At 44.3% G+C, this 12,988-nt stretch carries 13 protein-coding genes; 10 read left to right on the top strand and 3 right to left on the bottom strand.

The annotated features are described in order from the left end of the window. The first annotated feature begins 4 nt into the window (after positions 1-4). Genes ACSLP7_RS03940 through ACSLP7_RS03930 form a run of 3 tightly spaced genes read left to right on the top strand, consistent with a single transcriptional unit; the run spans position 5 to position 1,513 of the window. Positions 5-166: a hypothetical protein gene (locus tag ACSLP7_RS03940; RefSeq protein ID WP_435578110.1), complete on the top strand. Its 162-nt coding sequence runs from the start codon at positions 5-7 to the stop codon at positions 164-166. Beyond that, positions 147-1,019 (top strand): hypothetical protein, encoded by an 873-nt coding sequence (locus ACSLP7_RS03935; RefSeq protein WP_435578109.1) that lies wholly within the window; start codon positions 147-149, stop codon positions 1,017-1,019. Before ACSLP7_RS03940 ends, ACSLP7_RS03935 begins: the two co-directional genes overlap by 20 nt. Next, entirely contained in the window at positions 1,019-1,513 is a 495-nt protein-coding gene (locus ACSLP7_RS03930; RefSeq protein WP_435578108.1) for a hypothetical protein, read from the top strand. Before ACSLP7_RS03935 ends, ACSLP7_RS03930 begins: the two co-directional genes overlap by 1 nt. Before the next feature lie 67 nt (positions 1,514-1,580). Here ACSLP7_RS03930 and ACSLP7_RS03925 read toward each other — a convergent pair whose 3' ends face one another. Beyond that, positions 1,581-2,681, bottom strand: a complete 1,101-nt coding sequence (locus ACSLP7_RS03925) for a LytR/AlgR family response regulator transcription factor (protein WP_435578107.1) — start codon at positions 2,679-2,681, stop codon at positions 1,581-1,583. A 125-nt stretch (positions 2,682-2,806) separates the two neighbouring features. Between ACSLP7_RS03925 and ACSLP7_RS03920 the strand changes: the two genes are divergently transcribed. The 7 genes from ACSLP7_RS03920 (at position 2,807) to ACSLP7_RS03890 (ending at position 10,592) form a co-directional block, all read left to right on the top strand. Beyond that, positions 2,807-3,211, top strand: a complete 405-nt coding sequence (locus ACSLP7_RS03920) for an OB-fold protein (RefSeq protein WP_435578106.1) — start codon at positions 2,807-2,809, stop codon at positions 3,209-3,211. 4 nt (positions 3,212-3,215) lie between these two features. Beyond that, entirely contained in the window at positions 3,216-3,761 is a 546-nt protein-coding gene (locus ACSLP7_RS03915; protein ID WP_435578105.1) for a YceI family protein, read from the top strand. Beyond that, positions 3,748-4,650: a DUF5777 family beta-barrel protein gene (locus tag ACSLP7_RS03910; protein ID WP_435578104.1), complete on the top strand. Its 903-nt coding sequence runs from the start codon at positions 3,748-3,750 to the stop codon at positions 4,648-4,650. Before ACSLP7_RS03915 ends, ACSLP7_RS03910 begins: the two co-directional genes overlap by 14 nt. A 257-nt stretch (positions 4,651-4,907) precedes the next feature. After that, complete coding sequence (locus ACSLP7_RS03905; RefSeq protein WP_435578103.1) at positions 4,908-5,483, top strand: hypothetical protein; 576 nt, start codon at positions 4,908-4,910, stop codon at positions 5,481-5,483. 55 nt (positions 5,484-5,538) lie between these two features. Beyond that, positions 5,539-8,313, top strand: a complete 2,775-nt coding sequence (locus tag ACSLP7_RS03900) for a T9SS type A sorting domain-containing protein (RefSeq protein ID WP_435578102.1) — start codon at positions 5,539-5,541, stop codon at positions 8,311-8,313. Between the two features lie 252 nt (positions 8,314-8,565). Further along, on the top strand, positions 8,566-9,510 hold the full coding sequence (locus tag ACSLP7_RS03895; RefSeq protein ID WP_435578101.1) for a tryptophan 2,3-dioxygenase family protein: 945 nt from the start codon (positions 8,566-8,568) through the stop codon (positions 9,508-9,510). 221 nt (positions 9,511-9,731) lie between these two features. Continuing rightward, positions 9,732-10,592 carry a hypothetical protein gene (locus tag ACSLP7_RS03890; protein WP_435578100.1) on the top strand — a complete coding sequence of 287 codons (861 nt, stop codon included), beginning with the start codon at positions 9,732-9,734 and terminating at the stop codon, positions 10,590-10,592. 138 nt (positions 10,593-10,730) lie between these two features. Here ACSLP7_RS03890 and fdhF read toward each other — a convergent pair whose 3' ends face one another. Both fdhF and ACSLP7_RS03880 read right to left on the bottom strand, forming a co-directional pair. Next, entirely contained in the window at positions 10,731-12,569 is a 1,839-nt protein-coding gene (gene fdhF, locus ACSLP7_RS03885) for a formate dehydrogenase subunit alpha (RefSeq protein ID WP_435578099.1), read from the bottom strand. Then, the coding region (locus tag ACSLP7_RS03880; RefSeq protein WP_435578098.1) for a 4Fe-4S dicluster domain-containing protein at positions 12,566-12,988 on the bottom strand (423 nt) is incomplete at its 5' end. The genes ACSLP7_RS03880 and fdhF, both read right to left, overlap by 4 nt.

Below are 12,988 nucleotides of genomic sequence, written 5' to 3'. Positions count from 1 at the left end.
ATCGATGAAAAAATCACTCACTTTACTGTGTATCCTCTTGGTAAGTGTTGCCATGGCACAGGATCCTGGCCCTTATAAAGGATATTCGGGAATCAGCGCGATCAACATGTCCATTGATACTAAATGGCCATCAAACGCACAAGGAAATGACTGTAATTCCAGTTAGCTGGGAAAATGCTACTCCTGCCAATGCTCAATACAGACAATGGGTAAAGGAAGCTATTGAAGCAACCTGGGAAACCTATGCAAATATTGATTTTGTAGGTTGGGGTCAAGCCAGCCCTGGAGAACGCGGAATTCGCATTTTAGCCGATGACTACACTCACCCGCACACCAAAGGTTTGGGAACCCAATTGGACGGTGTTGAAAACGGAATGGAACTCAACTTTGGATTTTTGGGAAGTTTTAAATGTGTAGGATATTCTCCTGAAGATTGTATTAAGTTCATTGCGGTGCATGAGTTTGGCCACGCTATTGGATTGGCTCATGAGCACAACCGTCCGGATTGTCTTTGTGGAGAAAAGCCACAGGGAAGTGGAGGAGGATACTATGTGACGCCTTGTGACCTGTATTCGGTGATGAACTACTGTAATCCTCGATGGGCTAATCACGGTCAATTGAGCGCATTAGACGTTTCTGGAATTCAACAGATCTATGGCCGTCCCAATGTGGCTCCGGGAAGTGTAGAACTTACTGAGGTTCGTATTGTTCCGGCTTATGATAAAGACGTTCAAGGACTGCGCGAAATTCAAACAGCCATAGATAGCAGCAGTAAGTTTGATATAGCTCAGTTCACAGAGGAGACCACTCCGGTGATCGAAGTGAGTCAAGCGGCGGTAGATAATCTTCCGAACGTTTTGACCATTCGTTATTTCCACCCAGATGACGAAGAAAAGGCGGAATCCATTAAGACGCATTTGACAGATCTTGGTGTAAGTGGTACTTATATTTCTGTTGAAAGTATGATGAGCCGCATGAGTAGAACATACCCGAGGTATATTGAAATCTGGAAGAAATAATGATACTTAAGAATCTATTAGCCCTGGCTTTGATCTCATCATTGGGATTGAAGACCTGCGAAGACCCAGGAGAGCATATCGTAGCGAATCAGGAAAACAACATTGCACTCTCCATCCCGATGTATCCGAGTCCTTTTACTATGAAGTATGTGGTGGATAATGGCGCTCTATTTGTACATCAGGTACACCGAACTCAGAATACCGATAGCATCGTTTTCCAAACGGCTTTAACCAGTGTGGATTACTCAGATATGGTAAAGGCTATTTCTAATCTTGACAAAGATGAATATGTAAATAAGTGCGTGGAAGACGGTCAGGTCTTTACCTTGGTTTTGACCCAAAACGACACCATTTCTCGTCAAATTACCGTATCCAATAAGTACAACGAGGAGTTTGGAAAAATGGTCACAGCCATGAATACAGAGCTCCCTGATGACAAAAAGATCTATTATGACAAAGACTCACTGGAACAATTACCACAAACCTGTAATTGATCCAGAGAACTATCTAGTAGTGATGATTAGTTCATAAGAATCCGGCGCTGAAAAGCGTCGGATTTTTTTATAGGTTGAGCCAGTTTTTAAATTGGGCGGCCTTGTTCTTTCCAATCAGAATATCCACCTCAGAAGGCGGATCGCATTGAATTTTAAGCTGACTGTTGCCGTATTTAAGAATGGTCTCAATGGCACCAATAGAAACAATGATCTGTCGGTTTGCTCTAAAGAATAGTCGCGTGTCTAAGTTTTTAAAGATCTGATCCAAACTGTCGTTGGAAGTACTGCGCTTCCCATTTTTTGCAACCACATAAGTAATGGTATTCTCCACGTAGATATAGGCAATATCCAAAACTGAAACTGGCAAAAGCTCGTTTCTCACATAGGTGAGTAGACGCTCCTTAGTGGTGTTTTCTTCGGATGGAATTTCCACTTTCTCCACAGGGCCAATGGGTCTGTCCAGTTCTTCAACTTTGCGTTTATAGGTTTCCAAAGAGGAGTTGAGCTGCTGAATATTGAGCATGCCTGTTTGATAACGTTCCAGTTGATGCTGATACTTTTTATCGTAATACATCTGTACCGAGCGCACGCCCCAAAGTGCTAGTAGAAGGACAAAGACCCCGGTGAGTATGAGTCCGCTATACCAGACGGAAGCCAGTTGGGTTCGCAAGTCGTGAACTGCTGCCAATTTGGCTTGAGCCACAACCACAAGGTCTGTATTGGGAACGTCTTTGAGGTAGATGACCTTATGGGTTTGATTTGCTGCGGATTCATCTTCTGCAGACGCCAGAAAAGCCTCTGCTTGGAAATCGGAGGCGATATTTGCTTCCTCTAGGGCCTCGTATTGATTGCCCAATTCAACAATTGCCGGATGAGCAATCACTTTTCCAGACCAATCAATCACTACGAGTTCAATGGCATCTTGGGAGGAAGCCTCTACTCCGGATTGCATATAGGCAGATGCAGTACTGTTCTGTTGATCGTTTCCGTAGAGCGCACTGGCCAAAACAGCCAGTTGATCTGCCTTGGTCTTTGCATTGGCAATGCGTTCTTCTAAGGCAAATACAGTTTGCTTTTTCACGGCATAAGGCACTCCAAAGACCGTTAATAGGCCAAAGAAGACAACCCATCCTATGAATAGATAGCGGTAAAAACGATAGTTGGTCACTTGGTTAGCATCTTTAGGTACAGAAATTCCTCTTGAACCTCCATATTTCCGTTTAGGTCAGAATCTCGATCAATTCCTTACAAAGAATGCAAGTTACTGTTAATTTTATCGACATAAATCGAGTCATGCAAGTCCAAAAGATAATCACACTACCAAGAATCCTGCTTTCTGCAGTGGTTTTTGCTTTTATGATAGGGTTGATTGTCTTTGCGGAATCCAAGCGTGTCTTAGATCCTGCCAAAACCGAACTCTTTTATTCCATCCTGGACGAGTCAGAAGACCAACAGCTCGCAGCCTATATTGAAAAGACTATGGAATTGCGCGGTACAGTTACATCAGTGAATAATAAGAACGGCAAGTACATTGTCCGTCTAGAGCAAGATGGCAATGCCACTACGCTACTCTGTGAATTCAAACCCGGCAATGAGCAAGTCTACCGTCAAATCGCTCTTGGAGACACCCTACATGTGCGTGGGGTGTATAAAGGCAAGCTCGTTGATGCTATTTTTCAGAATTGTATAATTCCATAAGCTTATGCAAAAAATTACCCTCATTACACTGCTGCTATTGACGTCCTTGGGATGGTCCCAAGACAATCAATACGCCACCAGTCAGGGAAGTGTTTCGTTCTTTTCTTATACTCCCGTAGAGAACATTAAAGCCTCCAATGACCTTGTTTATAGTTTGCTGGATTTGGATAAAAATCAGATCGCAGTGCGCATGCTCATGCGGGCTTTTACCTTTGAAAAGGCCTTGATGCAACAGCATTTTAACGAGAGTTATATTGAATCTGACATATATCCAAAAGCTACTTTTGCTGGTGTGCTTGAGAATTTTGACCCGGCCGCTGCTCAGCAGACTTGCTTGATCAGTGGAACTTTTAGCTTGCACGGTGAGAGCCAGCAGATTCAATTTAAATCCGCGGTGAACAAACAAGGAAACAGCTATGTATTTAGTGGAGATTTTCAACTTCAAGTTGCCGATTACAACATTAAAATACCGGTGTTACTGAGGCCTAATATTGCCAAGACCGTTTCTGTGACGTTTAACTTTGAATTCCTGCCTTATGAAGCTGAATAGATATACACTCGCCTTTTTGTTACTGAGTCCAGCCTTCAATATGTTTGGACAACAAGAGCTTTTGGACCAATTAGATGCCATAGCGCCAGACAGCACTTTTGCAGTTCAAGCTACCTTTAAAAGCACACGGATTGGAATTGGTCATTCTGTAGAAACCCGCAGAAAAGGGGTTTTGGAGGTTACCGCCCAGAATCGTTTTTGGAATCGACCGACAGAAGAAACCACTCAAACTTTTGCCGCAGATAAGTACAATGGACGCTATGAGCTGGCATACGGGATCACGGATCGGCTTACCGCTGGAGGTGCTTTTGGAACGGGTTATACCAGTATTGATCTTTTTGCCAAGTACCGTTTGTTGTATCAGAAGCCCAAGGTGCCTGTGAGCATTAGTCTGTTTCAGAATGTGGTGCGTCGGGAAAAGAATCCGGGCATATATTCAAGGGAATTGAACTTTAGTGATGAACTGGCCTATACTTCTCAAGTCTTAATTGCATCCAAGATCAATTCCAATTTGTCTTTACAATTAAGTCCGACCTTTATTTACCGCAATGCAGATAAACTGATAGACGGAGTAGATCCGAGCAGTTTTGCTTTAGGTTTTGGCGCGCGTTATAAGATCGGGCGTTTTGTTTCCTTGACTTCGGAGTACTTTTTGGTGGATGACCCGAGCGATGATATTACGACTTATGGACCTTTTAGTTTAGGAGTTAATTGGGAGATCGCAGATCTGATGCTACAGTTCAAATTGACCAATGCGAGAAACTTGGTTGAAGACAAATTCATTGCCAGAACCTTTAATAATTTCAACTTTAGAAACGGGAATTTACACTTCGGATTTCAGGCGACCTACCTCATCCATTTTAAACACTCCAATCGCTTAAAGAAGTAGTCAACAGCGTTCAATTAAAGTATCTAAAAGCCGGTTTAATCCGGCTTTTTTTATTCCTGTTCACCAGCGGTCTACTCCTTGGGGCCATTTTCCTTAAAATTCTGTGAAAGCCCGTAAACACTGGTAAAAGTGGTTTTGTGCCAACCCCAATTTATTCCCTTTTAAGGGTGAAATTTCCGCTTCACCCCCTTTTTGTTGAATACGCGTGGAAGGTGTTGAATATTTGCATCGTAAAACTTTTAAAACAAAAAATTGCTATGAAAAAGATAATGCTATTTAGTCTACTTGCGCTCCTAGTTATGAGCTGCAGTAATGACGATGACAACAACGTTTTAGATCCTGTACAACAAGATCAGAATGATGGACAAACTGGAGACGATACTTCTTCAGATGATTCTTCCGATGAAGCCCCTGCGGCCATTATTAGAATTGTTGGAGTAGACGCCGATGAAGATTTGGTGATCATTTCCAACTTAGGAGGTCAGCCTCAAGAGGTAGGTAACTACTGGTTGTGTCTTGGGCCTGGACGTTATGGAGAAGTTTCTGGCCTAACCGGAGAGGCAACTCTTTTAGGAGCCAATGAAACTATCACCTTGACTTTCGCCATGAATGATGACGCCGATGGTTTGAGCTTGTTCTCTACCAACACTTTTGCCTCCACCAGTCCTGATGTGCTTTTGGACTACGTACAATGGGGAGCCGGAAACGGACCACGCGTTGGACAAGCCATTACTGCCGGACGCTGGGATGATGCTGGTGCATTCGTTCCATTCGCAGGAGATTACAGCTTTAACGGAACTGCAGACCAATTTGGATCTGATTTCTGGGAATAATTAATAACAAGGCCCCTCTTGCTATGGAGGGGCTTTACTCTTAATAACAAATAACATGAAAAAGAAAACTTTACACCTATTAGTGCTACTTCTAGTGAGCCTAATGACCAACCTTCAGGCCCAGGTGGTGATCAATGAGATCTATCCTGATGGGACCTTGGAACTTAAAAATACCGGTACAGAAACGGTAGATATTTCAAATTACTGGCTTTGCGACAGACCCACCTACACCCGCGTAGGTACCCTAGATGTCGTTTCGGGAGACCTCAATTTGGCCCCCGGAGATCTCATCATCTTTGAAAATTGGGACTTCCTAAATCCTGTAGGCGACGAGTTGGCCCTATACAACAGCGCGGCCTTTGGTAGCGCAACCGCGATTCTAGATTATGTGCAATGGGGCTCAAACCCAGGAGAACCTTCTCGTGAGAGTGTAGCTGTCGCTGCCGGTATTTGGACTGCAGGAGCTTTTACCCCTGCAATTACAAGCGGTAACTCTCTACAATATGATGGTATGGGAGAAATGGCTAGTGATTTTTTCCTAGCGACTCCAACTCTAGGGGCTGAGAACGCCTTGCCTATGGGCGAGATCGTGATCAATGAAGTATTTCCAAACGGAACCATTGAGCTCAAAAATATTGGTGATGCAGCTGTGGACGTAACCAACTACTGGCTTTGTGACCGTCCTACTTATGCTAGAGTAGGAGCGCTTACCATTGGTTCTGGAGATCTAAATATTGCGCCTGGTGATTTCTTGATTATTGAAGACTGGGATTTTTTAAATGCACCTGCAGATGAGCTTGCGCTATACGAGACCAACGCTTTTGGCAGTGCAGATGCTATTTTGGATTATGTACAATGGGGAGAGAACCCAGGAGACCCAACCCGCGAAGGCGTTGCAGTTGCTGCTGGTATTTGGACTGCCGGAGCATTTACAGATCCAATCACGGATGGTAACTCCCTACAGTATGACGGAGAAGGTAACGCGGTAACCGATTACTATGTTGCGCTTCCAACTATTGGCGCTGAGAATTCGGATTGTAGTGTAAACGCTGCGGAGATAGTTTTTGATGTTGCTACTACAGGAAACCCAAACAATACGACTTCTTTTTCGGATGACGGTTTAACTGCTGTGATCTGTGTGGACAGTCGTCCAGATCCATTATTTGTGACTACCCTTCCTGGTGGTGTTGGAACCAACCGCGGTTGGATCATCACCGATGCTGCTACAGATCAGATCTTGGCCGTTACAGATATGGGACCATTTAACCTAGACCCAGCTGGACCTGGAGATTGCCAGATTTGGTATGTGCGTTACGAAACTATTTCAGGAAATGAAGTGGGGAATAACTTAAGTGATCTTGAAGGTTGTTTTGACCTATCAAATCCACTAACTGTAGTTCGTCAAGAAGCAGACGGAGGTACAATTGCTATTGACGTTGCCGCTACTGGCAACCCTAACAATACTACTACCATCTCAGATGATGGATTAAGTGCAGTGATCTGTGTGGATGGTCGCCCAGATCCGTTGGTAGTTGTTCACGAGAACCCGGGGGCAGAAAGCCTAAGCTATCGTTATGTAATCACCGCCAATGACCCTGAACGCACCATATTGGCAATCAGTGGTTCTAGCGAGATTAGCCTAGACGGCGCTGGCCCGGGGACTTGTTTGATCTGGGGATGGAGCTACCGTGGCGTGCCTGAGAATGGCGCTGCATTTATCGGTGGACCATTGGCCGATCTAGATGCTGAATCATGTTCAGACATCTCAGACAATGCCATTGAAGTGATCCGAGAGGAAGCTGACGGAGGAACTGTAGCCATTGATATTGCTGCTACTGGAAATCCAAACAATACCACTACTATTTCAGACGACGGACTTAGCGCTGTGATCTGCGTGGATGGACGTCCTGATCCATTAGTAGTTGTACACGAAAACCCAGGGGCTGAAAACTTGAGTTACCGTTATGTGATCACTGCTAATGATGCTGACCAAACGATTTTGGCCATCAGCGGATCTAGTGAGATCAGTTTGGATGGAGCCGGTCCTGGAACCTGCTTGATCTGGGGATGGAGCTACCGCGGCGTGCCGGATAATGGTGCTGCCTTTATCGGTGGTCCTTTGGCAGATTTGGATGCTGAGTCTTGTTCAGACATCTCAGACAACGCTATTGAGGTGATCCGTGAGGAAGCTGACGGAGGTACTGTAAGCCTAGAAAATGGAGACACTGAAGTTTCTATTTGTGCAGGCGATGATATTCCAGACCCACTAGTTGTGATTCACGAGAATCCAGGGGCTGAAAATCTAAGTTATAGATATGTTATTACCGATTCAGACGCAGACAATACCATCTTGGGTATTTCTGGATCAAGTACTATTGACCTTGAAGGTGCTGGTGAAGGGGTTTGCCGCATCTGGGGTTGGAGTTACCGAGGAGTGCCGGACAACGGGGCGGCATTCATTGGTGGTCCTTTGGCAGACTTGAACGCGGAATCTTGTTCTGATATCTCAGACAATTTTGTGACCGTGAATCGTCTGACCGGTGACGACTGTGAAGTATTGAGTGTGGACGAGCAAGATTTTGATGCTAACATTAGCTTGTTCCCAAATCCAGCCCAGAATCAAATGAACATTTCATTGGGCGGACAAAGCAGTACTGCAGTTGAGGTTCGCGTATTTAACATAAGCGGACAAGAAGTGATCGCGCCACAACAAATGCGCGGAACTTCCTTAAGCGTTGATATCTCTGCATTGAGCTCAGGAATGTACTTGGTTCAACTGCAAGATAACGACACTGGTGTAATATCGACTAAGCGTTTAATCAAACAATAGCTTTAGTCATTTTTTGTGAGGAAAACCCGGGCCCCGCGCCCGGGTTTTTTAATGCCCTTAACTTTGAGGATCGCTCAGATTTGGCTAGCTTTGAGTAGTGATTCCAACAGAATCCGAATAAAAATTTAGACCGAGGTGTATCGTTTATATCGAAACATAAAATCGCCCTTTTCATAGTTTTTTCCTCCCGATGCGGATTCATTCCGCCTATGAACACCTCTTTTTTATTCACTCCACCTAAACCAAACAATTATGACCCGAGAAGAACTAGTGGCGGCCATTGTAGCCAAATATGAAGCCGTTGGTCAAAATCCAGATGTGCATTTGTCTGGACTACTGCACGCAGAGTCCATAAATTATTGGGATTATATTCAACTCGATGCACTTTTAGGATTGCAAATTAAACGCACCCAACAGCCCGACGAGATGGTCTTTATCATGTACCATCAAATCAATGAACTGCTTTTTAAGATGATCCTTTGGGAGATGGATCAGATCTCTTTTACAGACGTTATTGCTCCAGAAAAGTTCGTCATGCACCTCATGCGGATCAGCCGCTATTTTGATATGTTGTCCAATTCCTTTCACATCATGAGTGAAGGCATGGAGTTGGAACAATACATGAAGTTTCGCGATACTTTAACTCCTGCCAGCGGATTTCAATCGGTTCAATACAGAAAAATAGAGATCGCCTCCACAGAGCTCATCAACCTGATCGATTACAGACACAGAGAAACCATAGACCGTGAGACTCCTTATTTGCACGCTTTTAACCATATGTATTGGCAAGTTGCTGGGAAGAACCACAAGACAGGTCAACCTACCATGCTCATGAAGAATTTTGAGACTCGCTACAAGGAAGAGCTTATTGCTTGGATGGAGCGTTATAATAAGGTCAATATCTGGACTAAATTCAAAGCTTTGCCAGAATCGTATCAGCAAAATACCGCCCTGATCAATGCCATGCGTCATTACGATCACACCGTGAACATCAAATGGGTGATGCATCACTACAATACCGCGGCCCAATACTTGGACTCTGGGAAAGGCAGCTCAGAAGCCACTGGAGGCAGCGAGTGGCATAAGTATATGCATCCCAAATACCAGCGTAGAATTTTCTTCCCAGAACTTTGGAGTCAAGAAGAGTTAGACCTCTGGGGGGTGAATAATTTAGAAGGGTATACCAAAATTGAATAATTAGCAGTCACTTTGCTGCTATTCCCGCATTAGAAATAAGTGTGAACCACCGATTTTAGGCGCTTAACAATGAGTTTACATTCAAGGAGTTATATTTAAAAAGCTCCTAGAGTTACTCCCCGTTAATTAAGCTAAATAATTCTGTCTGCAATGCGAAATACACCGCGTTGCACCGGGCGACCAATGCTGTAATTTATTTCTAACCTTCAAATATTTTTCTTATGAAAAAGCTAATTTTAATCGCGGGATTAGCACTGCTTACCGCATGTTCGGCAGATCAAACCATCGAATCTGAAACCGAAGCTATTACTACCACCAACAAGCAGTTGGAAATTGTTGTTGATGGACGTGTGAGGACCTTGAACTTTACTGAGAGTGATGGAGAACTTACCTTAATCGAAGACGAGGCCTTTGCTAAGGTGAATGAGGTTTTCAACTCCAGCGATCTTATTACAGTGATCAATTCTGAGGTGGACAAAGTTCTGTTTTTCTCTAATGAAGCACAATTACAAGAATTTCAACAAGAACCTCAAACCTTAAGCGCACTATCCGAAAAATACGGAACGCTTAAAGAGGCGGTACCTTCAGCTACCCCAAAGAGCAGTACACTCAAGTTTAGAATTGCTCGCGCTCACAGCTTAGGAGGTCCGGCCTATACGATAAATGCTAGTACAGGACGCTATTACAACCGCCATTTACTCAGAAACCAGTGCACTACTGGTAATATTGATTTTGACAATGAGATCAGTTCTTTTAAAGTGTATCAAGGAGGTACTGTTGAGTTTCATGAAGACCCTGATTATGGAGGGAAACGCATTCGTGTTCAGGCAGTGAATCAGGACGTTTATATTGCAGATCTAGCCGACTTAAAAAAGAAGACCTTTACCATTATTGATGGTAGTTTTGATCCGAATTTTATCTGTAATAGATGGGCGCTTTGCTTTACCTCATTCAATGACAAGATCACCTCAATTACTGCTGCAAGGTTCGGTTTGTCGTTGCAATATACGCGGGTTAACAACTGCGGCGGTGGTGGCGGAGGAACCGGAGGAAGTGACGAAGATCCGATCGAATATTATTAGAATATATCCTCTTATGAATAAGTCAACCGGTCTGATCAACAGACCGGTTTTTTTATTGTTGGGTTGTTTGAATTCCTTAACAAAACCTTTGAATCTTTAGTTAAACCTAGCCTAAAAGCGTTTGAGGCTGAGACTTTTTTATTTGTCTTGCAAGAGGCTTTTGAACTTGCCTTTTGATTTTCTGATTCGCACGGCGACCACTTTGTATTCCGGGCACATGGCTTCGGAATCGTGGACGTCTCCGGTGATGTTATTGATCATAATATCCGGAAAGTGGAAGGTTGTGCTCAAGATTCCCGGTTTGACTTCGTCCGTGATTCGCGCTTTGACATCTACTTTGCCTCGCGGGGATTCTATGCACACAAAATCTCCATCGTTGATCAAATGACTCGCAGCATCTTCTGGATTGATCATTAAATAATCACTCTTTAAGATCTGCTCATTAGCCGTTCGTCGGGTCATAGCACCGCAATTGTAATGCTCTAACTCCCGATTGGTGGTTAAGATATACGGGAAGTCTTTTCCGTGTTGGGTGATCTCCTGAGTTTCTTCCCAAGGGTGGAACTCAAAGTACCCAAGCCCTCGTTTAAACTCTTCTTGGTGTAAGATCTGAGTATCGGTACCGTCTGGTGCCACCGGCCATTGCAGCCCATTATGACCCAATCGTTCCCATTTGATTCCAGCAAAGAAAGGCACGATCTGAGAGATCTCCTCGAGCATGCCATCTGGCGTATAATCGGGTTGCTTATAACCCATGCGGTTCATAATATCTACTATGATCTGACCATCAGGTTTGGTTCCTTCAATCGGTTTCACCACTTGACGCACCGCTTGTACACGACGCTCTCCGTTGGTAAAAGTTCCACTCTTTTCTAAGAAGGAGGAGCCGGGTAGAATCACATCAGCTTGCTTGGCCGTCTCGGTCATAAACAGTTCTTGAACAATAACAAGATCAGTTGCATTGAGAGCTTTAATCACTTTCTGCGTATTCGGATCGGTCTGTACCACATCCTCTCCAATGATCCAAATGGCTTTGAGTTTTCCGTCCAAAGCGGCATCAAACATCTCTGGAATCTTATAGCCAATATGCAATGGCAGTTCAGAGCCATAAAATTCGTTATAGCGTTTGTTGATCTCCGGATTGGTCACATCCAGATAACCGGCACCTTGGTGCGGTTGCACGCCCATGTCGGCGCTTCCCTGAACGTTGTTTTGTCCACGTAGTGGATTCACTCCTACGCCACGTCGACCAATATTACCCGTCAACATAGCTAAGTCTGCAATCTGCATCACAGTAAAAGTTCCTTGAGAGTGTTCCGTCACACCCAGACCGTGAAAGGACATAGCATTGGGTGCAGTCGCATAAGCAATTGCAGCAGCTCTTACTTGTTCTCTCGGCACTCCAGAAACGGCTTCTAATTTGTCAATATCAATGGCCATGAGCTCTTTAATAAAGTCTTCATAGCCTTCCGTGCGGTTCTTAATAAAGCTTTCGTCAACCAAGCCTTCATCAATGATATAATACATCATCATGTTAAGCACGGCTACATTGGTTCCAGGTCTCAGTGCCAAATGGTGATCGGCATAACGGGCAATTTCTGTTCTACGCGGATCGATCACAATAGTCACATTGTCTTGCTTCATAGCAAACTGCTTGAGCTTGGCTCCAGTTACTGGGTGGGCGTCCGTAGGATTGGCTCCAATGACCATAATGCAATTGGTAAACTGCAGATCTTCTATAGAATTGGTAGCCGCTCCGGTTCCAAAGGTGCGTTGCATCCCCAAAGCGGTAGGGGAGTGACACACGCGTGCGCAACCGTCAATGTTGTTGGTTTGCAATACCGCTCTAAAGAACTTTTGCATCAAATAATTCTCCTCATTGGTACAACGAGAAGAAGAAATACCGGCCATGCTATCTGGCCCGTAGGTATCTTTATAATGGTTGAATTTGTCTGCCGATATAGCTGTAAGCCTCAATCCCAACTCACCTTTTCAAATTCGCCATTGCGCTTGATCATCGGAGAGTCCAAGCGTTCCGGATGGTCATAAAATTTGAAGGCAAAGCGCCCTTTAAGGCAAGTGTGTCCTTGATTTACTTCTGCATCATAAGGTGCAGTTATACTTAAGATCTCACCGGAGTTTGTGGCTACATCCAGATTACATCCAACACCGCAATAAGTACAAACGGTACGTGTAGTTTCTGTGGCTTGAATGGCTTTGGATTGGAACACGTCCGAGATCGCTGAGGTAGGGCAGGCCTGTGAACAGGCACCGCAACTCACACAATCAGAATCCATAAAACTCTGATCCAAACCTTTAATGATATGAGCATCAAAACCGCGCCCAGCCATGCTGAGCACAAATTCCCCTTGTACTTCATCACAAGCGCGAACACA

It is taken from the genome of Gilvibacter sp., from assembly GCF_965601605.1.
In the GTDB taxonomy this organism is placed as follows: domain Bacteria; phylum Bacteroidota; class Bacteroidia; order Flavobacteriales; family Flavobacteriaceae; genus Gilvibacter.
The sequence above is the reverse complement of the archived record's forward strand: the minus strand, read 5'-3'. Positions and strand labels throughout refer to the sequence as shown.